General features: G+C 38.5%; 19 protein-coding genes and 1 other annotated feature. Of the genes, 17 read left to right on the forward strand and 2 right to left on the reverse strand.

The window, feature by feature from the left end; all coding sequences use genetic code 11:
* The first annotated feature begins 13 nt into the window (after positions 1-13).
* From leuC to yihA, 8 genes are all read left to right on the forward strand, one after another.
* Positions 14-1,429, forward strand: a complete 1,416-nt coding sequence (gene leuC / locus V2145_RS01280) for a 3-isopropylmalate dehydratase large subunit (RefSeq protein WP_210609423.1) — start codon at positions 14-16, stop codon at positions 1,427-1,429.
* Between the two features lie 11 nt (positions 1,430-1,440).
* Positions 1,441-2,034 carry a 3-isopropylmalate dehydratase small subunit gene (leuD, locus tag V2145_RS01285; RefSeq protein ID WP_094911812.1) on the forward strand — a complete coding sequence of 198 codons (594 nt, stop codon included), beginning with the start codon at positions 1,441-1,443 and terminating at the stop codon, positions 2,032-2,034.
* A gap of 101 nt (positions 2,035-2,135) precedes the next feature.
* Positions 2,136-3,140 carry a tetratricopeptide repeat protein gene (locus V2145_RS01290; protein WP_311856488.1) on the forward strand — a complete coding sequence of 335 codons (1,005 nt, stop codon included), beginning with the start codon at positions 2,136-2,138 and terminating at the stop codon, positions 3,138-3,140.
* Positions 3,141-3,348: 208 nt separating this feature from the next.
* Positions 3,349-4,635: a trigger factor gene (tig, locus tag V2145_RS01295; protein WP_210609427.1), complete on the forward strand. Its 1,287-nt coding sequence runs from the start codon at positions 3,349-3,351 to the stop codon at positions 4,633-4,635.
* A 374-nt stretch (positions 4,636-5,009) separates the two neighbouring features.
* Positions 5,010-6,275: an ATP-dependent protease ATP-binding subunit ClpX gene (gene clpX, locus V2145_RS01300; RefSeq protein ID WP_025908562.1), complete on the forward strand. Its 1,266-nt coding sequence runs from the start codon at positions 5,010-5,012 to the stop codon at positions 6,273-6,275.
* 143 nt (positions 6,276-6,418) lie between these two features.
* Entirely contained in the window at positions 6,419-8,086 is a 1,668-nt protein-coding gene (lonB, locus tag V2145_RS01305; RefSeq protein WP_210609430.1) for an ATP-dependent protease LonB, read from the forward strand.
* A gap of 261 nt (positions 8,087-8,347) precedes the next feature.
* A complete protein-coding gene (gene lon / locus V2145_RS01310) occupies positions 8,348-10,672 on the forward strand; it encodes an endopeptidase La (RefSeq protein WP_311856497.1) in 2,325 nt (774 codons plus the stop codon).
* Positions 10,669-11,256 carry a ribosome biogenesis GTP-binding protein YihA/YsxC gene (gene yihA, locus V2145_RS01315; protein WP_094911804.1) on the forward strand — a complete coding sequence of 196 codons (588 nt, stop codon included), beginning with the start codon at positions 10,669-10,671 and terminating at the stop codon, positions 11,254-11,256. The genes lon and yihA overlap by 4 nt, the downstream gene beginning before the upstream one ends.
* Before the next feature lie 55 nt (positions 11,257-11,311).
* Here yihA and V2145_RS01320 read toward each other — a convergent pair whose 3' ends face one another.
* Positions 11,312-11,797 carry a LiaF transmembrane domain-containing protein gene (locus V2145_RS01320; RefSeq protein ID WP_311856500.1) on the reverse strand — a complete coding sequence of 162 codons (486 nt, stop codon included), beginning with the start codon at positions 11,795-11,797 and terminating at the stop codon, positions 11,312-11,314.
* Between the two features lie 203 nt (positions 11,798-12,000).
* Between V2145_RS01320 and hemA the strand changes: the two genes are divergently transcribed.
* From hemA to ysxE, 8 genes are all read left to right on the forward strand, one after another.
* Positions 12,001-13,341 (forward strand): glutamyl-tRNA reductase, encoded by a 1,341-nt coding sequence (gene hemA / locus V2145_RS01325; protein WP_094911801.1) that lies wholly within the window; start codon positions 12,001-12,003, stop codon positions 13,339-13,341.
* 13 nt (positions 13,342-13,354) lie between these two features.
* On the forward strand, positions 13,355-14,188 hold the full coding sequence (locus V2145_RS01330; protein ID WP_094911800.1) for a cytochrome C assembly family protein: 834 nt from the start codon (positions 13,355-13,357) through the stop codon (positions 14,186-14,188).
* A 15-nt stretch (positions 14,189-14,203) separates the two neighbouring features.
* Positions 14,204-15,136, forward strand: coding sequence for a hydroxymethylbilane synthase (gene hemC, locus V2145_RS01335; protein WP_094911798.1), 933 nt, complete (start codon positions 14,204-14,206; stop codon positions 15,134-15,136).
* A complete protein-coding gene (locus V2145_RS01340; RefSeq protein WP_330987265.1) occupies positions 15,136-15,921 on the forward strand; it encodes a uroporphyrinogen-III synthase in 786 nt (261 codons plus the stop codon). The genes hemC and V2145_RS01340 overlap by 1 nt, the downstream gene beginning before the upstream one ends.
* 13 nt (positions 15,922-15,934) lie before the next feature.
* On the forward strand, positions 15,935-16,915 hold the full coding sequence (hemB, locus tag V2145_RS01345) for a porphobilinogen synthase (protein WP_094911795.1): 981 nt from the start codon (positions 15,935-15,937) through the stop codon (positions 16,913-16,915).
* Positions 16,916-16,931: 16 nt separating this feature from the next.
* Positions 16,932-18,221 (forward strand): glutamate-1-semialdehyde 2,1-aminomutase, encoded by a 1,290-nt coding sequence (hemL, locus tag V2145_RS01350; protein ID WP_131888352.1) that lies wholly within the window; start codon positions 16,932-16,934, stop codon positions 18,219-18,221.
* 121 nt (positions 18,222-18,342) lie between these two features.
* Positions 18,343-19,458, forward strand: a complete 1,116-nt coding sequence (spoVID, locus tag V2145_RS01355) for a stage VI sporulation protein D (RefSeq protein WP_311856514.1) — start codon at positions 18,343-18,345, stop codon at positions 19,456-19,458.
* A 101-nt stretch (positions 19,459-19,559) separates the two neighbouring features.
* On the forward strand, positions 19,560-20,609 hold the full coding sequence (gene ysxE / locus V2145_RS01360) for a spore coat protein YsxE (RefSeq protein ID WP_330987266.1): 1,050 nt from the start codon (positions 19,560-19,562) through the stop codon (positions 20,607-20,609).
* 14 nt (positions 20,610-20,623) lie between these two features.
* On the opposite strand, the gene V2145_RS01365 is transcribed toward ysxE, so the two are convergent.
* Positions 20,624-20,827, reverse strand: a complete 204-nt coding sequence (locus V2145_RS01365; protein ID WP_094911789.1) for a hypothetical protein — start codon at positions 20,825-20,827, stop codon at positions 20,624-20,626.
* Between the two features lie 180 nt (positions 20,828-21,007).
* Positions 21,008-21,251: a binding site (T-box leader), on the forward strand.
* Between the two features lie 82 nt (positions 21,252-21,333).
* Between V2145_RS01365 and V2145_RS01370 the strand changes: the two genes are divergently transcribed.
* Complete coding sequence (locus tag V2145_RS01370) at positions 21,334-23,979, forward strand: valine--tRNA ligase (protein ID WP_210609450.1); 2,646 nt, start codon at positions 21,334-21,336, stop codon at positions 23,977-23,979.
* Positions 23,980-23,997 lie beyond the last annotated feature (18 nt).

Genomic DNA, 23,997 nt, shown 5'->3' on the forward strand with positions numbered 1-23,997 from the left:
AAGGAGGAGCAAGATGAAAGCAAAGAACATTATTGAGAAACTATGGGAACAGCATGTAGTACGCCAAGAAGAGGGGAAGCCGGATTTATTATACATTGACCTTCATCTTATTCACGAAGTAACGTCACCTCAAGCATTTGAAGGCTTACGTGTTGCTGGACGAAAAGTAAGGCAACCTAATTTGACGTTTGCAACGATGGATCACAATATTCCAACCGTTGACCGTTTCAACATCAAAGATCCAATTGCAAAAAAACAAGTTGATACATTATCTGCAAACTGTGCTGAGTTCGGCGTGAGGTTGTTAGACTTAACGAATGAAGAACAAGGAATCGTTCATATTATTGGACCAGAATTAGGCTTAACGCAGCCTGGAAAGACAATAGTATGTGGGGATAGCCATACATCTACCCACGGAGCGTTTGGGGCATTAGCATTTGGTATCGGTACGAGTGAAGTTGAGCACGTGTTAGCTACTCAAACACTTTGGCAAGCAAAGCCGAAAACGATTCAAGTAAAAGTAAATGGCCAAAAGAAAAACGGTGTATTTGCAAAAGATATCGTGCTAGCAATTATTCAGAAATTTGGTGTGAACTTCGGAACAGGATCTATCATTGAATTCACGGGGGATTGTATTAAGCAGCTTTCGATGGAAGAGCGTATGACCATTTGTAACATGTCCATTGAAGCGGGAGCAAAAGCAGGCTTAATCAGCCCTGATGAAGTAACTTTTTCTTATATTAAAGGAAGAGAATATGCACCAAAAGGTGAAAAGTTCGCTGAAGCAGTTGAAAAGTGGAAAGCGTTAGCTTCTGATGAAGGAGCAGAATACGATCAAACGCTAGAAATTGATGCAAATGAAATCGAGCCTGTTGTGACATGGGGAACAAACCCTGCAATGAGTTCGTACATTAGTAAAACAGTTCCTACATTCGAATCGTGTAACACAGATTCAGAACGCAAATCATTGGAAAGAGCGCTAGACTACATGGGGTTAACTCCAGGTATGGCAATTGAAGATATTCCAATTCAACACGTGTTTATTGGTTCCTGTACGAACGCTCGCTTATCGGATCTGCGTGATGCAGCTTCTTTTATAAAAGGAAAGAAAGTATCACCGAATGTGCGAGCGATGGTTGTACCAGGTTCTCAGAAAATCAAGCGTATTGCTGAAGAGGAAGGCATTGCTAAAACGTTTGTTGAAGCCGGATTTGAATGGCGCGATTCAGGATGTAGCATGTGTTTAGGAATGAACTCAGATTTAGTTCCTCAAGGGGAACACTGTGCTTCCACGTCAAACCGTAACTTTGAAGGACGTCAAGGTAAAGGGGCACGAACACACCTTGTTAGTCCGGTAATGGCAGCGGCAGCAGCAGTATATGGTCACTTTGTAGACGTTCGTAAATTACAAGAAGAAGCTGTGAGATAAGGAGAGGTAACATGAATGCATTTACAGTTGAAACAGGAAAAGTAGCCGGGATGGACCGCTCTAACGTCGATACAGATCAAATTATTCCAAAGCAGTTCTTAAAGCGCATTGAGCGTACTGGCTTTGGAAAATATTTATTTTTTGATTGGCGATATAATGAAGATGGAGTAACACCAAATCCTAGCTTTGAGCTAAATGCGCCTGAAAATGAAGGAGCAACAATCTTAGTTGCAAATGAAAACTTCGGGTGTGGTTCTTCACGTGAACATGCACCGTGGGCATTGTTAGATTACGGCTTTAGAGCTATTGTAGCGCCATCCTTTGCAGATATCTTTCAACAAAACTGTCTGAAAAATGGAATTCTACCAATTACATTACCGGTTGAAGATGTTGAGTATCTATTGAAGGAGTCCAAAGCAGCTGATTATAATTGCACAATTGATTTACATCAGCAAACAATTTCAGATAAAGCTGGATTCAAACGAACGTTTGACATTAATAGCCATTGGAAATATATGCTTGTAAATGGGTTTGATGAAATTGGTTATACATTATCGTTTGACTCTGACATTGATCAGTATGAACACAATACCGTTCGATATTGAAAAAAGCTGGGCAAAGTTACGTCTTTGCTCGGCTCTTTTTTGCGTTCTATTAGACAACTTGCTAAACTGTATAGCAAGTAAATGTGAAGTGAGGAGAGAATATGACAGAGCAAAAGCGAGATAATGTAATTGCGTTTCCTCATTTGCAAGAGCGTTTAGTAGAAAAAGCGAAAGAATATCTACAGCATAAGCGCTTTAATGAGGCTCTGAATTTATTTGAGCAAGCATATGGAATAGACCAAGAACACCGAGACGTATTGTTCGGGCTAGCTGTATGCTATTTAGAGCTAGGTGAGGTCGAAACAGCTAAAACGATTTGTAAAAAGATGTTACATGAAGATATCGGACATTACTATGATAATCTACAAATGCTTTTAATGATTCTTATACAGCTTGGTGAGTACAAAGAAGGTTATGAAACCTTGCAGGCTGTTGTAGAAGAACATGATGTACCTGCTGAGTATCAAGAACAAATTAATCAACTTTTAGCGTTTTGCTTATCAAGAATGAATCAAGAAATGGATATAGAAGGACAAACAGAGCAGGAGCAACTTACACGCTTAAAAGAGTTCTTAAATGAGACGGTCGTTGCAAATCAAATTGATTATTTACATACGCTCCCTCTCCATCGAATGAATCAGTATAGCTTCTTTTTACAAGAGCTATTTAAAAATGAATACATTCATCCTATTGTGAAAACTGAGGCTCTTAAAATATTAATGAAGGAGCAGGTTAACTATGACTTTCAAATCAACAAATTTCAGCGTGAGAAAAAAATTAATCCGCTCACTTTACAACAACTAATACCATCTCCTTTAGCCATTCATGTTGAGAAATCCCTGAGGGAAAAGTTGGAACACGAAAATCCCACTATGCTTCAAGCAAGCTTAGAGATTTGGAATCGCTATTTGTATGTTTTATTTCCATTGAATCCGGTTAATGAACATGTAGATATCTGGGTGGAGGCGCTATATGCAGTTGCAAATGAACTATATGGTGAAGAGGTTGATACTGAGCAAATTGCATTAATGCATAACTTCTCTGCTGATGATTTAAAACAAGCTATTAAACACCTAAAGGAAATTGAAGAAATTTCTTTAATATAAAATGAGGTGTTTTGTTGAAACGTCTTTGTTGTATGTTATAATATAATGGTTGTAAAATGCACTTAAACAAGTATAGTAGAATTTCATCTTTACATCACGTTCCTACTTACTTTAAAGTAATAGGGAGTTCGATAGATAATGAAGGAAGCATTGATCTCATTATCAGAGTGAAAATCACTACTTAAAATGATTTTGGAGGGAAATATACATGTCTGCAAAATGGGAAAAACAAGAAGGTAATCAAGGCGTTTTAACAGTAGAAGTTGAAGCTGCTGAATTCAATAAAGCCTTAGATAAAGCATTCACAAAAGTTGTTAAACAAGTAAACGTACCAGGTTTCCGTAAAGGGAAAATGCCACGTCCACTATTTGAAAAACGCTTTGGTGTAGAATCTTTATACCAAGATGCATTAGATATCTTATTACCAGAAGCTTACAGCAACGCTGTTGCCGAAGTTGGTATCGAGCCAGTAGATCGTCCGGAAATCGATGTTGAAACAATCGAAAAAGGACAAGATTTAGTTTTCACTGCTAAAGTAACAGTTAAGCCTGAAGTAAAATTAGGCGAATACAAAAACTTAGAAGTTGAAAAATTAGACGCAACAGTAACTGACGAAGATGTTGAAGCAGAATTAAAATCTCTTCAAGAGCGTCAAGCTGAGCTAGTAGTAAAAGAAGAAGGTGCTATTGCTGAAGGCGATACTGCTGTAATTGACTTTGAAGGATTCGTTGACGGAGAAGCATTCGAAGGTGGAAAAGGTGAGAACTATTCATTAGAAATTGGTTCTAACACATTTATTCCAGGCTTTGAAGAGCAATTAGTAGGCTTAGAAGTTGGAGCTGAAAAAGACGTTGAAGTAACGTTCCCAGAAGAGTACCATGCTGAAGAGCTTGCTGGTAAAAAAGCAACTTTCAAAGTGAAAGTACACGAAATTAAAGCAAAAGAATTACCTGCATTAGACGATGAGTTTGCTAAAGATGTAGACGAAGAAGTAGAAACTTTAGAAGCATTAAAAGCAAAAACAAAAGAAAACCTACAAACTGCAAAAACAAATGAAGCTGAATCAGCTCTACGTGATGCATTAGTAGAAAAAGCTGCTGAAAACGCAGAAGTTGAAATTCCAGAAGCAATGTATGCAACTGAAATGGATCGCATGATGCAAGAATTCGAGCAACGCTTACAAATGCAAGGTTTAAACCTTGAGCTATACTTCCAGTTCTCTGGTCAAGATGAAAAAGCTTTACGTGACCAAATGCGTCCAGACGCTGAAAAGCGCGTGAAGATCAACTTAACGTTAGAAGCTATTTCTCAAGCTGAAAATCTTGAAGTAACTGACGAAGAAGTAGAAAAAGAATTAGAGAGCATGGCAGGAATGTACAACATGCCTGTCGAAGAAATTAAGAAAGTGCTTGGCAGTCTTGAAACAGTTAAAGCTGACATGAAGATTCGCAAAGCTGTAGAATTTCTTGTAGAAAACAGCAAAGCTGTAGCATAATAATAGTAAAGAACAAGGCGCGACTTGATCGTGCCTTGTTTTATAACCTTCAAAAGTTTTTTCATACCATAACGACACGCCAGCACGCTGTTTTGTTCAATTGTCAAAAATCCGTAGTTATGAAATTGGCTTAATAAGCTGACAATACATAATAGCCAATCGATGCTTTTCACTCATCAAGTGTTTATACATAAAACGTTTTAGTATCTATTCCGAAAAATGTATGATAAAATGCAATACAAATCTTTTCATACATGGAAAACTCGGTATGATAAAAGGTCATGCTTTTACTAAGAAGAGAAAGAGCAGTTGGCAAATAACTCGGATTAAGTGAGCTTCCAGCACTTTAGTCATTACTATAAGGGGTGAAAATTATGTTTAAATTTAACGATGAAAAAGGGCAACTAAAATGTTCTTTTTGTGGTAAAACACAAGAACAAGTTCGTAAATTAGTTGCTGGTCCAGGTGTTTACATATGTGATGAATGTATCGAGCTTTGCACTGAGATTGTTGAAGAGGAGCTTGGAACAGAAGAAGAAGTAGAGTTTAAAGATGTACCAAAACCAAAAGAAATCTGTGAAATTCTAGATGAGTATGTAATTGGCCAAGATGAAGCGAAAAAGTCTTTGGCTGTAGCTGTTTATAACCATTATAAACGCATTAACTCCAACAGTAAGATTGATGATGTTGAACTAGCTAAAAGTAACATTTCTTTAATTGGTCCAACGGGTAGTGGTAAAACATTACTTGCTCAAACTTTAGCTCGCATTTTAAACGTGCCGTTTGCTATTGCTGATGCGACGTCATTAACAGAAGCTGGTTACGTTGGTGAGGATGTTGAGAACATCTTACTAAAGCTAATTCAAGCTGCTGATTATGATGTAGAGAAGGCAGAAAAAGGCATTATCTATATCGATGAAATTGATAAAGTAGCAAGAAAATCTGAAAACCCATCAATTACGCGTGACGTATCTGGTGAAGGTGTTCAGCAAGCATTGCTTAAAATTCTTGAAGGAACTGTAGCAAGCGTTCCTCCACAAGGTGGACGTAAGCACCCGCATCAAGAATTCATTCAAATTGACACCACAAATATTCTATTTATTTGTGGTGGGGCATTTGATGGTATTGAACCAATTATCAAGCGTCGTTTAGGTAAGAAAGTAATTGGATTCGGTTCAGAAACAAAGCAAGCGGATCTTAACGATAAAGAATTATTATCAAAAGTGCTGCCAGAAGACTTATTAAAATTTGGTTTAATTCCTGAGTTTATCGGTCGTCTACCTGTTACGGCTAGCCTTGTACCTTTAGATGAAGGAGCGCTTGTTGAGATCTTAACAAAGCCAAAAAATGCGCTAGTAAAACAATATCAAAAGCTTCTTGAGCTAGATAATGTTGAGCTAGAGTTTGAAGATGAAGCACTTGTTGAAATTGCTCGTAAAGCAATTGAACGTAAAACAGGTGCACGTGGTCTACGTTCAATTATTGAAGGCATTATGCTAGAAGTAATGTATGATTTGCCTTCCCGTGAAGACATTGTAAAATGTATTATCACTGGAGAAACGGTTCGTGATCAAGTAGCACCTAAGTTTATTCTAGAAGATGGTTCAACCGTTGAACAGGGAAGTAAAACATCTGCTTAATAAATAAGAAGACAGGGCGTTAGTTTTTTAGCGCTCTGTTTTTTTTATTTTATAAAGAATTTTATGCTAAATTTGTTTATTCCACCTGTTGCAAGGAGATAATAACAAATAATTATCTTAACAATTGTTGCAGGAGGTTACTTATGAATTGGACGAATATTGCCTTAATGGTTCAGCTGTTCTTTGGTATCATTATTGGCTTGTACTTTTGGAACTTATTGCGCAATCAGCGCACACAAAAGGTATCAATTGATCGGGAATCAAAAAAAGAAATGGATCAATTGCGAAAAATGCGTGCCATTTCACTAACTGAACCATTAGCAGAAAGAGTTAGGCCGTCAAGTTTTCATGATATCGTGGGACAAGAAGATGGCATTCGTGCTTTAAAGGCCGCGCTATGTGGTCCAAACCCACAGCACGTTATCGTATATGGACCTCCAGGCGTAGGTAAAACGGCAGCAGCTCGTCTTGTATTAGAAGAGGCAAAAAAGAATCAGAAGTCTCCTTTCAAAAAAGGATCAGTATTTGTAGAGCTTGATGCGACGACAGCGCGTTTTGACGAACGAGGAATTGCAGACCCCCTTATTGGATCTGTGCATGACCCTATTTATCAAGGAGCCGGGGCTATGGGACAAGCTGGAATTCCTCAGCCAAAGCAAGGTGCTGTAACGGATGCTCACGGAGGAATCTTATTCATTGATGAAATTGGTGAACTACATCCTATCCAAATGAACAAATTACTAAAGGTATTAGAAGACAGAAAAGTGTTTATGGAAAGTGCGTATTATAGTGAAGAAAATGCACAAATTCCAACTCATATTCACGACATCTTTCAAAATGGACTCCCTGCAGACTTTCGTTTAATTGGGGCCACAACAAGAACACCTAATGAAATTCCGCCAGCCATTCGCTCACGCTGTGTGGAAGTGTTTTTTCGTGAACTTGATCAAGATGAAATCATTAGTGTTGCGAAAAAAGCTGCTCAAAAAGTACAAATGGAAGTAACAGACAAAGGCCTGTCTATGTTGTCTACATATGCTCGCAATGGTCGAGAAACGGTTAATATGATGCAAATTGCAGCTGGATTGGCAATTTCAGAAGATCGTAAAGACATAAAGAATGAAGATATTGAATGGATTATTCATTCGAGTCAGCTAACTCCACGTCACGAGCCGAAGATTCCAGAACAAGAACAAGTAGGACTAATTAATGGATTAGCTGTATATGGACCTAATTCTGGTGCGCTGTTAGAAATTGAAGTAAAAGCAATTAAAGCAAAAGAAAAGGGAAATATCACCATCACAGGTATAGTTGAAGAAGAAAACATTAATGGGCAAGGAAAATCAGTACGAAGAAAAAGTATGGCAAGAAGTTCAATTGAAAACGTCATTACTGTACTCCGCTCCATGGCTGTGCCTGCCGATGAATATGATATTCATGTAAACTTTCCTGGAGGAGTACCAATTGATGGACCTTCGGCTGGAATTGCCATGGCAACAGGCATTTATTCTGCTATCTATGAAGTGCCAATCAAACATACAGTTGCAATGACTGGAGAAATTGGATTGCATGGAAATGTTAAACCAATTGGAGGCGTCATTCCTAAAATTAAAGCTGCAAAGCAGGCAGGAGTAACTCACGTAATCGTTCCAAAGGAAAATATGAATGGAATGGTAGAACAGATTCGAGGAATTGAAATTTTACCAGTGACTCAACTAGCAGATGTTTTAAATTATGCACTCTTACCAATACAAGATCACGTTGCTCATCTATCAAAAGAAGCTGGGGTGCCAAAGCGTGAATCTATGTAATATTGATAACATTTAGTTGGAAAAATTTTTTTATATGAATATCATCTGCCTTTTTCGCGTATAAAACCTTTATACACGCTTTACGAAAAAGGCTTTTTCTATGTGAAAAAAGATATTGATTTCACTTTGCATTTCAAAGACTTCACATGGTACAATTAATAATTACTATTATTAGACATGCCAAGTTAAATAGGATAAAATTGAAGCAGAATTTATCCCTTACATACTATGGAATAAACGGGCATTGGAGGTGTTCATTGAATGACGAAAAATGAAACAATTCGCATTCCACTTTTACCTTTACGTGGGCTTATTGTCTATCCAACTATGGTATTACATTTAGATGTTGGAAGAGATAAATCTGTGCAGGCTTTAGAAAAAGCAATGATGGACGACCATTTGGTGTGCTTAGTTTCTCAAAAGGAAATGGGCATCGATGAACCATCGGTTGATGACTTATATAGAATAGGTACTTTAGCAAAGATTAAACAAATGTTAAAGTTGCCAAATGGAACGATGAGAGTATTGGTTGAAGGATTAAACCGTATTAAAGTTAAGGAAGTAGTTGAGGAAGAAGATTGCTTCCTGGCTGATGTAGTGAAATACAATGAAGAACATGAAACAGATGTAGAAGACAAAGCGCTAATGCGCACGCTTTTAGATTACTTTGAACAATACATAAAGCTATCTAAAAAGGTGTCTGTTGAGACATTTTCAACGGTAACAGACATTGAAGAACCGGGCCGCTTAGCCGATATTGTTGCTTCGCATTTGCCAATTAAAATTCAGTTGAAGCAAGAAGTTCTTGAAACTGAAGATGTAAAAGAGCGTTTGAACATGCTCATTTCTTACATTCAAGATGAACAAGAAGTGCTACAACTTGAAAAGAAAATTGGACAGCGCGTGAAAAAATCAATGGAGCGTACTCAAAAAGAATACTATCTTCGTGAACAAATGAAGGCTATTCAAAAAGAGTTAGGTGATAAAGAAGGAAAAGGCGGAGAAGTTGCTACGCTTCGGGAAAAAATTGAAGAAAGTGGTATGCCCGAGCGTGTGATGACGACTGCGTTAAAAGAACTAGATCGATATGAGAAAATCCCTGCTACCTCTGCAGAAAGCTCAGTTATTCGCAATTATATCGATTGGTTACTTACTTTGCCATGGACAAAGGAAACAGAAGATCGTTTAGATATTCATCGTGCAGATAAAATTCTAAATGAAGAGCATTATGGTCTTGAAAAAGTAAAAGAGCGAGTGCTTGAATACTTAGCTGTGCAAAAACTAACGAACTCATTAAAGGGACCAATTCTTTGTTTAGCTGGACCTCCAGGAGTAGGTAAAACGTCTCTGGCACGCTCTATTGCAACAGCATTAAACCGAAACTTTGTCCGCGTATCGCTCGGTGGCGTGCGTGATGAATCTGAAATTCGAGGTCATCGCCGTACATACGTAGGTGCCATGCCTGGACGCATTATTCAAGGAATGAAAAAAGCTGGTACAGTTAACCCTGTCTTTTTATTAGATGAGATTGATAAAATGTCTAACGACTTCCGTGGAGACCCGTCTTCTGCTATGCTTGAGGTCTTAGATCCTGAGCAAAATCATAATTTTAGCGATCATTACATTGAAGAAACGTATGATTTATCAAAAGTGATGTTTGTAGCTACTGCTAATAATTTAGCGACGATTCCAGGACCTTTGCGCGACAGAATGGAAATTATTAATATTGCAGGCTATACAGAACTTGAAAAGCTTGAAATTGCTAAACGTCATTTAGTAGTAAGACAGTTAGAAAACCACGGCTTGAAAAAAGCTGACCTTCAAATTCGTGAAGATGCTTTATTAGCAATCATTCGTCTCTATACGAGAGAAGCGGGTGTTCGTAATCTAGAACGTGAAATTGCGTCTATTTGTCGTAAAGCTGCCCGCATTATTGTATCTGGAGATAAGAAGCGCGTAGTGGTAACTGAGAAGAACTTAGAAGAATTTTTAGGAAAAGCTAGGTTCCGCTATGGGCAAGCTGAATCAGAAAACCAAGTTGGTGTTGCAACTGGATTAGCTTACACAACTGTGGGAGGAGATACGCTTGCAATTGAAGTCAGTCTATCTCCCGGAAAAGGTCGCCTTGTGCTAACCGGAAAACTTGGTGATGTAATGAAGGAATCTGCTCAAGCGGCGTTTAGTTATATTCGCTCAAAAGCCGAAGCGTTAGGAATTGATGAGAAGTTCCATGAAAAATATGATATTCATATTCATGTGCCAGAAGGAGCAGTGCCAAAAGATGGACCTTCGGCTGGAATTACAATTGCAACAGCTTTAACATCAGCTTTAACAGGTAGACCGGTAAGAAGAGAAGTAGGAATGACGGGTGAGATTACGCTCAGAGGTCGTGTCTTACCAATCGGTGGATTAAAGGAAAAATCTTTAAGTGCACATCGTGCTGGACTTACAAAAATCTTAATCCCTCAAGATAATGAGCGTGATATTGAAGATATTCCAGATAGTGTACAAGAACAGTTAGACATCGTACTTGTATCTCATTTAGATCAAGTATTGGAACATGCATTAGTAGGAGAGGTAAAATGAAAGTAACTCAAGCGGAGATTGTTATCAGCGCAGTAAAGCCTGATCAATATCCAAAAGAAAATTTGCCAGAATTTGCTTTGGCTGGTCGATCAAATGTAGGAAAATCATCATTTATTAATAAAATGCTTAATCGTAAAAACTTAGCACGTACATCTTCAAAACCTGGAAAAACACAAACGTTAAATTTTTATTTAATTAATGAAATGATGCATTTCGTTGATGTTCCAGGCTACGGCTTCGCTAAAGTATCTAAGAAAGAGCGTGAAGCATGGGGGAAGATGATTGAAACGTATTTAACGGATCGTGATCAGCTAAAAGCTGTTTTATTAATTATTGATTTACGTCACGCTCCGTCTAAAGATGACGTCATGATGTACAATTTTTTAAAACATTATGGAATTCCCGTAATGGTTATTGCCACAAAAGCGGATAAAATTCCGAAGGGGAAATGGCAAAAGCACTTAAAAGTTGTACGTGATACGTTAGAGCTAGACTCTGAAGATGAATTAATCCTATTTTCATCTGAAACGGGTCAAGGAAAAGATCAGTCTTGGAGATCACTCCAATATCGTATGAATAACTAACAAAAAAGGTTGAAACGAAAAGCTACCGCTTTTCGTTTCAACCTTTTTACATATATTACTTACGTTTGAAAAATAATAAATATAAGCCAATGAGTAGAAATAGAATAGGCCAAAAGGTGGCTAAATAGTTCACGCCGTTTTCAACCGCCGGAGCAAATTGGTTTAAATTATTCGAAAACATCATAAACAACGCAATGAGTAATAAAAGAATCCCTTGAAATAGGCCAGTTTTACTCTTTTTCGCACTCAGTAAAAAGCTTAGTGCAACCATCAAAACAACCATACTAGTATGTTGAGGCCAAAACGGCAGCCAGTCACTTACATAAAAATGTCCGCCTAATGTAATTAATATGTAGCTTGATAGTACGTTGGAATAGTCTTGGGAAATCCGACATTGTGCCCAAAGCGCAACGCCAATTAAAACGAGCAGGAGAGGCCAGGTGTATAAATGTTCTGCAATTTTTAAATTAAGCTCGTCTACTAGAAAAAAGATTCCAAATCCAACTAATAAAACTCCGAAAAAAATTGACTGTTTCTTCATCGTAACCTCCTGGTGTGATTAAACAGGAAAAGTGATAAATCACTGCTTTTTTGATACAATTTGTTATGGATAATCGTTAATATCTTAACACATGTTTTCAAAGACTGTTCACATTTTTTTTAAGAACGAGTAGGGAAACATGTTATAATAGAGATAGACAAAAGGACAGTAATTTAATTTTTTATTGAAGGGGGTATGTACAAGTGCATATTATAGCAGTCGGCTTAAATTATCGAACAGCCCCTGTTGAAATAAGGGAAAAGCTTAGCTTTAAAGAGCAAGAGCTAGGCTCTGCAATGAAAGCTTTAAGCAATCAAAAGAGTATCTTAGAAAACATTATTGTGTCAACATGTAATCGTACGGAAATCTATGCAGTAGTGGATCAATTACACACAGGGCGTTATTATGTAAAAGCCTTTTTGGCAGAGTGGTTTGAGCTAGATAAAGACGAGTTTTCACCTTTTTTAACAATTGCTGAAAATGATGGTGCTATTGAGCATTTGTATCGAGTAAGCTGTGGGTTAGATTCAATGGTTGTTGGTGAAACACAGATTCTTGGACAGGTACGTTCAAGCTTTTTACTTGCCCAGCAAAATCAAACAATCGGAACGGTATTCAATCAACTATTTAAGCAAGCTATTACATTGGCTAAGCGTGCTCATAGTGAGACAGAGATTGGAGCCAATGCTGTGTCAGTGAGCTACGCTGCAGTTGAGCTAGCAAAAAAAATCTTTGGTGATCTATCATCAAAGCATGTACTTATTCTAGGTGCAGGTAAAATGGGCGAGCTTGCTTTACAAAACCTATACGGCAGTGGTGCTCAACAAGTAACAGTTGTTAATCGTACATTTGAAAAAGCAGAAGAACTTGCTAAGCGCTTTTCTGGTCAAGCGAAGCAGCTAAGTGAACTTCAATGTGCGCTCATTGAGGCTGATATTTTAATTAGCTCTACGGGAGCAAATACGTTTGTTGTATCAAAAGATATGATGAAGCAAGTGGAGCGTATGCGAAAAGGACGACCTCTCTTTATGGTTGATATCGCAGTTCCACGGGATTTGGACCCTGCACTTGAAGAGCTTGATAGCGTCTTTTTATATGATATTGATGACTTACAAGGAATTGTGGATGCAAATTTACAAGAACGCAGAAAAGCTGCTGAAACGATTGAGTTAATGATTGAAGCTGAAATTGTTGATTTTAAAATGTGGATAGGCCGCCTTGGGGTTGTGCCTGTTATCTCAGCTCTTCGAGAGAAAGCATTAACCATTCAGGCTGATACGATGGCAAGCATTAATCGTAAGCTTCCGAATTTGTCGGAGCGTGAACGAAAAGTGCTGAACAAACATACGAAAAGTATCATAAATCAACTGCTGCGAGATCCGATTTTACATGCAAAAGAACTGGCTGGAGAGCAGCATGCTGAAGAGTCGTTAGAATTGTTCATGAAGATTTTTAATATTGAACAAGAAGTGGAAGCTCAAAAGCAAAAAGAATCTCATCATGAGCTACCCGCAACTCCTCAACAAGTAGCTTACCAGTCGTAAGTGAGGCTTTGATATGGTTGATATCTCGTTGACCAGAATTTATGAGTTAATTGTGATTTTATACGCGGTCAGTGTTTTACTTTATTTTATTGACTTTGTACAGCATAACCGGAAGGCGAATAAAGTAGCCTTCTGGTTACTTTCTATTGTTTGGTTTTTACAAACAATCTTTTTATTTTTACGAATGTGGGAAACAGGTAGAGTTCCAATCTTGACTATTTCAGAAGGACTGTATTTTTATGCCTGGGTGCTCATCACGTTATCATTAGTCATCAACCGTTTATTTCGAGTTGATTTTGTCGTGTTCTTTACAAATGCGATCGGCTTTTTGATTATGGCCATTCATACGTTTGCGCCAATGGAGACACAAACGTCAGTTGAAGCAGAGCGATTGGTATCAGAGCTGTTAATTTTTCATATCACCATGGCTATTTTATCTTATGGCGCTTTTTCTATTTCGTTTGTTTTTTCAGCTTTGTATCTTGTACAGTACGATTTGTTGAAAAAGAAAAAGTGGAACAAGCGACTGATGCGCATTGAGGATTTAACGAAGTTGGATTATCTGTCTTACGTACTTATCTTAATTGGTGTACCTCTATTGCTGTTGTCCTTGATGCTTGGGTTAATATGGGCGTATATTAAAGTAGTCAACTTTCATTGGTACGATACAAAAGTATTAGGTTCGTTTTTTATGCTCCTTGCATACAGCGCTTACTTGTATGTGCGTTTGAGAAGAGGGATTCAAGGTCGGGCAATTGCTATTTGGAACATCGCATTATTTTTAATTTTATTGATTAATTTTTTCTTATTTGGAAGTTTGTCAAACTTTCATTTTTGGGAGTCGTAAAACTAGGAGGACAACATGCGGAAAATTATTGTCGGTTCGCGCCGAAGCAAACTAGCATTAACACAGACAAAGTGGGTTATCGAACAGTTGAAACAACAAGGTCTTCCTTTTGAGTTTGAGATTAAAGAAATTGTCACAAAAGGAGATAAAATTCTAGATGTAACGCTTTCTAAGGTAGGCGGAAAAGGCTTATTTGTGAAAGAAATTGAACAAGCAATGCTGTCAAAAGAAATTGATATGGCCGTTCACAGCATGAAGGATATGCCTGCTGTTTTACCTGAAGGGTTAACAATTGGTTGCATTCCGCTGCGTGAAGATCACCGGGACGTGCTGATTTCAAAGACAGGACAAACGTTTGAAGAGCTACCAAGTGGAGCTGTTATTGGAACAAGTAGCTTACGACGTGGTGCACAGCTTCTTGCAAAGCGCTCAGACATTGAAATTAAATGGATTCGAGGGAATATCGATACACGTTTAAACAAATTACAAACAGAAGAATATGACGCAATAATTCTAGCTGCAGCTGGTCTATCACGAATGGGTTGGTCTAAAAATACTGTGACGCAGTATTTAAATCCTAGCTTAAGTGTCCCAGCGGTTGGTCAAGGGGCTTTAGCGATTGAGTGTCGTTCAGATGACAAGGAGTTACTTGAACTTCTACATATGTTAAATGATGAGGAAACAAGCTTAGCAGTGCAAGCCGAGCGCGTGTTTTTAAAACGCATGGAGGGCGGCTGCCAAGTTCCGATTGCAGGCTATGCTCACGTAGTAGAGAATAAGCGTGTACAATTAACAGCGCTTGTTGCTTCTCCAGATGGCCAACAAATTTATCAAGAAACGCTTGCTGGTACGGATCCTGTAGAAATTGGAGAGGAAGCTGCACGTCGTTTAACTGCCAATGGAGCTAAAGAATTAATTGAACGTGTAAAAGAGGAGCTGGACAGTTAATGAGTCAACAGGCTCCTCTTTTTTTAAAACGAGTGTTGATTACGCGCCAAGCGGAGCAAGCGAAAAGTTTCACTGCTGCAATACAAAATCTAGGTGGTATTCCTTTAACGGTGCCTGTTTTATCTTTTGTACCAGCAGTTAATCGTGATGGTATACAGAGAGTACTTGAACAGCTTCATACATATCAGTGGATTATCTTTACAAGTCAAAATGGAGTCGACTTTTTCTATCAGTGGCTCAATCTATTAAACATACACAGTAGCTTAGCAAAATCATGCAAGGTTGCTGTTGTTGGAAAAAAAACAGGTGAAGCTCTCAAAAAACGTGGAGTAGAACCAGACGTAACTCCTGAAGAATACGTAGCAGAATCGTTGCTAGAAGCATTGGTGAAAGAGGCCAATCCTCATGAGAAAATACTTGTTGTTAGAGGGAACTTAGCGCGCCCTATTCTTTTACGAGGTCTTGATGAGAAAGGTTATAGGGTGACGGACCTTGTGATGTATGAGACGGTTCAAAATAAAGCATCTATGACCGAGCTTCAACGTGCTGTGGAGCAAGCGGATATCATTACGTTCACAAGCTCATCTACCGTTAATTTCTTTGTTGATATGATGGATTCAAAGCAAGATTGGCTATCAGTTATAAATGAAAAAGTGGTTGTATGTATAGGACCTATTACGGCTCAAACCGCTGCGAAATATGAAATTGAGCACATCGTTCCAGAAGAGTATACAATTAATGGTATGATAGAGAAAATGGTAGATTATTTTAAGGGTAACAATTAAGGAGGATTCTCTTATGACATTATTACAATTTAATCGTCATCGTCGTTTAAGACGTTCAGATAGCATGCGTGCGCTTGTTCGCGAAACGCATTTAAAGCCAGAAGACTTTATTTATCCAATCTTTGTAATTGAAGGGGAAAATAAGCGTAATCCAGTTCAATCAATGCCAGGCGTAGAGCAAGTATCTCTTGATTTATTAAGTGGGGAAATGCAGGAGCTTGTCGATTTAGGTATTCAATCCGTTATTGTTTTTGGCGTACCAGCTGAAAAAGATGCTGTTGGTTCCCAAGCTTATCATGACCATGGAATTGTTCAAAAAGCAATTCGTCAAATTAAAGAAGAGTTCCCTCACTTAGTCGTTATTGCAGACACTTGTTTATGCCAATATACTGATCATGGGCATTGTGGCATTATTGAAGAAGGAAAAGTTTTAAATGATCCAACCCTTGATTTGCTAGCAAGAACAGCTGTTAGTCAAGCAAAAGCAGGTGCTGATATCATTGCTCCTTCTAACATGATGGATGGGTTTGTAGCGGCTATTCGTCACGGTTTAGACGAAGCGGGTTTTGAAGATATCCCGGTTATGTCTTATGCTGTAAAATATGCTTCAGCTTTCTACGGTCCTTTCCGTGATGCAGCGCACTCTTCTCCGCAATTTGGAGATCGTAAAACCTATCAAATGGATCCAGCCAATCGCTTGGAAGCTCTTCGTGAAGCGGAGTCTGACGTAGCGGAAGGCGCAGACTTTTTAATTGTAAAACCAGCGTTGTCTTACTTAGATATTATGCGTGATGTGAAAAATAATTTTAACTTACCTGTCGTGGCTTATAACGTTAGCGGGGAATATTCCATGATTAAAGCAGCTGCACAAAATGGATGGGTCAATGAAAAAGAGATTGTGTTAGAAAAGCTTACAAGTATGAAGCGTGCTGGAGCAGATTTAATTATTACGTATCATGCAAAAGATGCTGTTCGCTGGCTAAAAGATAACTAAAAGGAGTGTTTGTTCGATGAGAAGTTATGAAAAATCAAAAGCAGCCTTTCTTCAAGCAAAGCAACTAATGCCGGGCGGCGTAAATAGCCCAGTTCGTGCTTTTAAATCTGTAGATATGGATCCTATCTTTATGGAACGTGGAAAAGGAGCAAAAATCTACGATATTGATGGAAATGAATATGTAGATTATGTCTTATCTTGGGGACCGTTAATTCATGGTCATTCAAATGATCGTGTAGTAGAAGCAATTAAGAAAGTAACGGAGTCTGGAACAAGCTTTGGTGCTCCTACTTTAATTGAAAATGAATTGGCGAAAGTAGTAATTTCACGCGTACCTTCAATTGAAGTTGTTCGTATGGTAAGCTCTGGAACGGAAGCGACAATGAGCGCTCTTCGCTTAGCTCGTGGTTATACGAACCGAAATAAAATTTTAAAATTTGAAGGGTGTTACCATGGGCACGGTGATTCATTATTAATTAAAGCTGGTTCTGGTGTAGCAACCCTTGGTTTACCAGACAGCCCTGGTGTACCAGAGGGGATTGCTAAAAATACGATTACGGTTCCTTATAATGATTTAGAAAGTGTAAAGTATGCGTTCGAGCAGTTCGGTGAAGATATTGCAGGTGTTATTGTTGAGCCGGTGGCTGGAAATATGGGAGTAGTACCACCTCAACCTGGTTTTTTAGAAGGGCTTCGTGACATTACATCAGATTATGGTTCACTGTTAATTTTTGATGAAGTAATGACAGGATTCCGCGTGGCATATAACTGCGCGCAAGGATACTATAACGTAACGCCTGACTTAACTTGTTTAGGAAAAGTAATTGGTGGTGGACTTCCGGTTGGTGCGTACGGGGGAAAAGCGGAAATTATGGAGCAAGTAGCACCAAGTGGTCCAATTTACCAAGCAGGTACCCTTTCTGGAAACCCACTTGCAATGACGGCAGGTTACGAAACGCTAACACAGTTAACGCCACAGTCGTATGATGAATTTTCTAGAAAAGCAGATCGCCTTGAAGAAGGGCTAAAAGCAGCTGCGGAAAAATATGAAGTGCCTCACACAATTAATCGAGCAGGTTCAATGATTGGCTTATTCTTCACAAACGAAGAAGTAATTAATTATGAGACAGCGAAAACATCAAATCTTGAATACTTTAGCAAGTACTATCGTGAAATGGCAAATGAAGGAGTCTTTTTACCACCTTCTCAATTTGAAGGTATGTTTTTATCAACTTCTCATACGGATGCAGATATTGAATTTACGATCCAAGCTGCTGAAAAAGCCTTTGCTAAACTTCGTTCATAAACAAAAAAGCTTACGTGATAAACGTAAGCTTTTTTGCTTTTAAAGACATATTTTATTTTTCACTTTCATACATCTTTAATGACAACGCTATTTTATAAGGTGTTGGAAGGGGGAGAGCAATTTGTCGCAGGATAATTTATCGGGTCTGCGTTTTTCAGTAGAAGAATCAGTATGGTTTCAAAAGGGACAGGAAGTGTCTCAGCTTTTATCAATCTCCTTAGAGCCTCAAGTCGCAATCCAAGAATATGATCAATATGTCTCCATTCGTGGAGCTTTATTGCTAACAGGTGAATATGAAACGTTAGAAGAGGAAGCACACTCTTTGCGCGAATATACAAACGAAAAGCACGTTGAATCAGTGCTTGTTAGAGAAGATGGTATAGCTGAGCTATCACATGCCTTTCCTGTTGACATTACGATTCCTAAAAATCGTATTCAGAATATGGAAGATGTTTACGTGTCCATCGATCTATTTGATTATGAGTTACCAGAATCGGATTGTCTACAGCTAATGGCAGATTTATCGATTACGGGTCTTTATGGAGAACAGCAAAGCCACGTAAGAGAAGAGGAAGAAGATTGGATAGAGATTGAAGAGCCAGAAGTAGAATATGAAGAAGAGCTTGAAGCTTCTCAGCGCAACAATGTTGTTGAAGAAGTGGAAGAAAAGGAAGAGCTTGAAGTTTCTTATCGAAACGCTTCTATCGAGGAAGAAGTGGACGTAAAGGAAATTGAAAAAGAAGCTGAAGTTCAAAACTATTTTTCATCTGTTTTTCGTACTGAAGAACCAAAAGAAACGTTAGTCAAATATGAAGAAGATGTGTATGAACCATTTGAAGTAGAAGTGAAAAAAGAAGAAGTTCAAGAAGAGCGCGAAGATAATGTGATTGAGCTGTTTCAAGCACGTGAAGATGCGTCTAGCTGGAGCGAAGAAGAGACAGAAACAGCACATTATGAGGAAAAAGAACAGGAAGAAAATGAAATTGTAGTAGAGTTTCGAAAAGAAGAAGAATCGGCTTCAAACCGTGCGGAAAATGCGCTGTATTTAACAAAGCTATTTTCTCGTGAGGAAGAGAAACAAGCGACGTGGCGGCTGTGTATTGTCCAAAGCGGAGACTCACTTGATACAATTGCCGAACGCTATGATACAAATGTACAGAGTCTTTTAAGAGTAAATGATTTAGAAGACGAGCAAGAGTTAGAAGAAGGAAGTATTCTAAACATTCCTGTTAACTAAAATAGCAACAGAAAACAGTTTTGACTTCTGCTACGTCTTAACTGTTTTCTTTGTGTATAAATAAATGTTCAAGGCATATGAAGTGATAAGGAGGTGTGAATATGAACCATCAGGGACCTGTTAATTATCATGAACTGCTGAAACAGTATCAGCTTGAAGTTGATTTCATTGAGGACTACGGGAAAGTCAAAAAAGTTTATACCAAAAGCGGAGTCTATGCCTTAAAAGAAGTAGAAGAAGTTGAAATTAGGAGCCATGATTTTATTAGAAAGCTTCAAGATCTTCAACACAAAGGATGGATGGGATTTGTCCCTATCTATCAGTCCAGACAAGGTTCGCCTGTTATAACGCATCAAAACAAAGGTTATTATTTAATGCCCTGGCTTCCTAATACCCCTTCCGACGAACGAGATATAAGATATCATAAATTATTTCAAGAGTTAGCAAAGCTTCATGGTACTTCTTCAAAAGAAGTGGAAGTCAAAAAGGAAGACATTGAAACGCATTATAATGGATTAAAAACAACGTGGGAAGATCGTCAGAAAGAGCTTGAAGAGTATGTAATGGAATGTGAGAAAAAGGTGTATATGTCTCCTTTTGAGCTTCATTTTTGTACAGTTTACTATGAAATGACGCGGGCTATGGAATTTGGGTTTAGTCGGTTAGATGAATGGAACACTGAAATGGAAGAAAAAGAAAAAATACGACTTGTGACGATTCATGGAAAGCTGTCGGCAAAACATTTTTTATACGATGAACGTGGTAACGGCTTTTTTATTAATTTAGAGCAAGCACGTGAAGCCTCACCCATCCATGATCTTGTCTCATTTTATTTACGAACGCTACGCACATATCCGTTAACGAGTTTAGATAGCTATGAGTGGTTCGCAACGTATGAGAAGCATTTTGCACTGAGAGAAGAAGAACGTTTACTTTTGCATTCCTATCTTGCTTTTCCAGAACCTTTATATCAGTGCATCATGCAGTATCGCCATCAGCGCTATAAAACAGAGCTGGAACATATGCAATCATTGATTCGAGCATACTGGCTGACAAAAAATATTGAGCAAGTCAACATTAAAATCTTTGAAGTAGACCAACAGAAAAAAATAGCAGCAGAAGCGGCTGCTAATGCCCAATCGACTGATTGATTCGATTGGGTTTTTTACATCCATTCTAAATAGAGTGCAATGGTGATGAGTGCAAAAATGGCAAGAAGGAAAACGTCGAACGTGGTGGGGAAAAAAAGCGTTCGAATTCCTTGAATAATCGTGAGGGGAATAATAAATTGTGCACACGCTGCTCCAACTGTTTTAAACCAGCGCTGTATTTGATAAGAGTTAAACTGTAAGTTGGTTCGTTTTCTCATATTCCATAGGCTCCTTTCCTACCTGCAGACCGTTACATAATAATGTATGAATCATGGGCGCTAGGTGTTCAGTTTTTTTGGTAAGATCCGGGGCGTTTGTGAATAGAATCAGAAAAAAATGGAGAAGATTATTGACGACTTCATATTTTTTCATATAGTATAATTAAGAGAAAATCATATGAACATACAGTGAGTAGGAAGAGTACAAACTAAAGCACCTTTAGAGAGAGAAATCAATAGCTGAAAGATTTCTTAGGAAGGCTTATTTGGAAGGTCGCCTATGAGTAGTTTTTTTGAACAGACTATGGTCTAAGTAGAAAAAACCGGTTAATAAACCGTTATGAAATGAAGTGTATAGACGTCTTTACGGGAGAAGTCTATAAAAAAAGGTGGTACCGCGAAATCAACTCCTTTCGTCCTTTTATGGAAGAAGGAGTTTTTTTATGTTCATTCGAGCTTTCATATATTGAAAGCTATATAAGAAATCATACATGGAGGTACAGAGTATGTCAGAACAAGAAGTAAAGCTTTCAACGAAGTATGATCCAAAATCCGTTGAAGAAAATCGCTATCAATATTGGTTGGATGGTAAGTTTTTTGAAGCCACAAACGATGCTGAAAAAGAGCCTTATACAATCGTAATTCCACCCCCAAACGTAACGGGTAAGCTACACCTAGGGCACGCTTGGGATACAACGTTACAAGATATTTTAACGCGTATGAAGCGTATGCAGGGCTATGATGTTCTATGGTTACCTGGGATGGATCATGCTGGTATTGCTACACAGGCAAAAGTAGAAGAAAAGCTTCGTCAAGAAGGAAAAAGTCGTTATGATTTAGGACGCGAAAAGTTTGTAGAAGAAACGTGGAAGTGGAAAGAAGAATATGCTAGCTTCATTCGTCAACAGTGGTCCAAGCTAGGTCTTGGTTTAGATTATTCTCGTGAGCGCTTTACGTTAGATGAAGGCTTGTCAAAAGCCGTTCGTGAAGTATTTGTTAAGCTATATAAAAAAGGCTTAATTTATCGCGGGGAATATATTATTAACTGGGATCCAGCAACAAAAACAGCTCTCTCTGATATTGAGGTTATTTATAAAGATGTGCAAGGTGCATTTTATCATATGCGCTATCCGCTTGCGGACGGTTCTGGACATATTGAAATTGCAACAACTCGTCCAGAAACAATGCTAGGTGATACAGCAGTCGCTGTTCATCCTGAAGATGAACGCTATAAACATTTAATTGGTAAAACAGTGAAGCTTCCAATTGTAGGTCGTGAAATCCCTATCGTTGGTGATGATTATGTAGATATGGAATTTGGTTCAGGTGCTGTTAAGATTACACCTGCTCATGATCCAAACGACTTTGAAATCGGGAACCGCCATAACTTAGAGCGCATTCTTGTGATGAATCAAGACGGTACAATGAACGACAAAGCAGGAAAATATGAAGGTATGGATCGCTTTGAATGCCGTAAACAAATCGTAAAAGACTTACAAGAAGATGGTATTTTATTTGAAATTGAAGATCACATGCACTCTGTAGGTCATAGTGAACGTAGTGGAGCAGTTGTAGAGCCTTATTTATCAACTCAGTGGTTTGTGAAAATGCAACCCCTAGCTGATCAAGCAGTTGACCTTCAAAAGGGAGAAGAAAAGGTTCAGTTCGTTCCAGATCGTTTTGAAAAGACGTACCTGCATTGGATGGAAAATATTCGTGATTGGTGTATTTCACGTCAACTATGGTGGGGACACCGTATTCCGGCTTGGTATCATAAAGAAACTGGAGAAGTGCACGTTGATCATGAGCCTCCAGCAGATATTGAAAACTGGGAGCAAGATTCAGATGTACTTGATACGTGGTTCAGCTCAGCTTTATGGCCATTTTCAACGATGGGTTGGCCAGATGTGGAATCAATTGACTTCCAGCGTTATTATCCAACAAATGCGCTTGTAACGGGTTATGACATCATCTTTTTCTGGGTATCTCGCATGATTTTCCAAGGTCTTGAATTTACAGGTAAGCGTCCATTTGACGATGTATTAATTCACGGACTTGTACGCGACGAGCAAGGACGTAAGATGAGTAAATCTCTTGGAAACGGTGTAGATCCGATGGAAGTAATTGAGAAGTACGGTGCCGATTCACTTCGCTATTTCTTATCAACAGGAAGTTCACCGGGGCAAGATTTACGTTTTAGCTTTGAAAAGGTTGAAGCAACTTGGAACTTTGCCAATAAGATTTGGAATGCATCTCGCTTTGCATTAATGAATATGGATGGCATTACGTTTGAAGAGCTTGATATGTCAGGCGAGAAATCAGTAGCAGATGAGTGGATCTTAACACGCTTAAATGAAACAATTGAAAGCGTGACGAAGCTAGCTGATAAGTATGAGTTTGGTGAAGTAGGGCGCGTGCTTTATAACTTCATCTGGGACGACTTCTGTGACTGGTATATCGAAATGGCAAAGCTACCTTTATATGGAGAAGACGAAGCTGCTAAGAAAACAACTCGTTCCATCTTAGCATATGTGTTAGATAACACAATGCGACTTTTACATCCATTTATGCCGTTTATTACCGAGGAAATTTGGCAAAGTTTGCCGCATGAAGGCGAGTCAATTACGGTAGCGAAATGGCCAGAAGTACGTCCAGAGCTAACAAACAAAGAAGCGGCAAATGAAATGCGTTTACTTGTAGATATCATTCGTTCAGTACGTAATATTCGTGCAGAAGTAAATACGCCAATGAGCAAGCAAGTACGCTTATTCATTAAAGCAAAAGATAAAACGATTCAAGCCCAGCTTGAAAAGAACCGTGCATACATCGAGAAATTCTGTAATCCAAGTGAGCTTGCAATTTCTACGGAAATCTCTTTAGACGAAAAAGCAATGACAGCTGTTGTAACAGGAGCTGAATTGATCCTACCTCTTGAAGGGTTAATTAATATTGAAGAGGAAATTGCGCGCCTTGAAAAAGAATACGATAAGCTGAATAAAGAAGTGGAACGTGTTCAAAAGAAACTTGGAAATCAAGGTTTCATCGCGAAGGCACCTGCAAAGGTAGTAGAAGAAGAGCGCCAAAAAGAACAGGATTATGTTGAAAAGCGTGAAGCTGTTCAAGCGCGTATTGTCGAATTGCGCGGGGAATAATAAAAAAAAGCGCTGCTT

The organism is Priestia sp. GS2 (genome assembly GCF_036409025.1).
In the GTDB taxonomy this organism is placed as follows: Bacteria; Bacillota; Bacilli; order Bacillales; family Bacillaceae_H; genus Priestia; species Priestia aryabhattai_A.

Bases quoted from the DNA above. Each gene is read 5' to 3' on its own strand.
- V2145_RS01370 (WP_210609450.1), top strand. From the start codon at position 21,334: ATGTCAGAACAAGAAGTAAAGCTTTCAACGAAGTATGATCCAAAATCC.
- yihA (WP_094911804.1), top strand. From the start codon at position 10,669: ATGAAAGTAACTCAAGCGGAGATTGTTATCAGCGCAGTAAAGCCTGAT.
- ysxE (WP_330987266.1), top strand. From the start codon at position 19,560: ATGAACCATCAGGGACCTGTTAATTATCATGAACTGCTGAAACAGTAT.
- hemB (WP_094911795.1), top strand. From the start codon at position 15,935: ATGACATTATTACAATTTAATCGTCATCGTCGTTTAAGACGTTCAGAT.
- leuD (WP_094911812.1), top strand. From the start codon at position 1,441: ATGAATGCATTTACAGTTGAAACAGGAAAAGTAGCCGGGATGGACCGC.
- leuC (WP_210609423.1), top strand. From the start codon at position 14: ATGAAAGCAAAGAACATTATTGAGAAACTATGGGAACAGCATGTAGTA.
- V2145_RS01320 (WP_311856500.1), bottom strand. From the start codon at position 11,797: ATGAAGAAACAGTCAATTTTTTTCGGAGTTTTATTAGTTGGATTTGGA.
- lonB (WP_210609430.1), top strand. From the start codon at position 6,419: ATGAATTGGACGAATATTGCCTTAATGGTTCAGCTGTTCTTTGGTATC.
- lon (WP_311856497.1), top strand. From the start codon at position 8,348: ATGACGAAAAATGAAACAATTCGCATTCCACTTTTACCTTTACGTGGG.
- V2145_RS01330 (WP_094911800.1), top strand. From the start codon at position 13,355: ATGGTTGATATCTCGTTGACCAGAATTTATGAGTTAATTGTGATTTTA.
- hemL (WP_131888352.1), top strand. From the start codon at position 16,932: ATGAGAAGTTATGAAAAATCAAAAGCAGCCTTTCTTCAAGCAAAGCAA.
- tig (WP_210609427.1), top strand. From the start codon at position 3,349: ATGTCTGCAAAATGGGAAAAACAAGAAGGTAATCAAGGCGTTTTAACA.
- clpX (WP_025908562.1), top strand. From the start codon at position 5,010: ATGTTTAAATTTAACGATGAAAAAGGGCAACTAAAATGTTCTTTTTGT.
- V2145_RS01290 (WP_311856488.1), top strand. From the start codon at position 2,136: ATGACAGAGCAAAAGCGAGATAATGTAATTGCGTTTCCTCATTTGCAA.
- V2145_RS01340 (WP_330987265.1), top strand. From the start codon at position 15,136: ATGAGTCAACAGGCTCCTCTTTTTTTAAAACGAGTGTTGATTACGCGC.
- hemC (WP_094911798.1), top strand. From the start codon at position 14,204: ATGCGGAAAATTATTGTCGGTTCGCGCCGAAGCAAACTAGCATTAACA.
- V2145_RS01365 (WP_094911789.1), bottom strand. From the start codon at position 20,827: ATGAGAAAACGAACCAACTTACAGTTTAACTCTTATCAAATACAGCGC.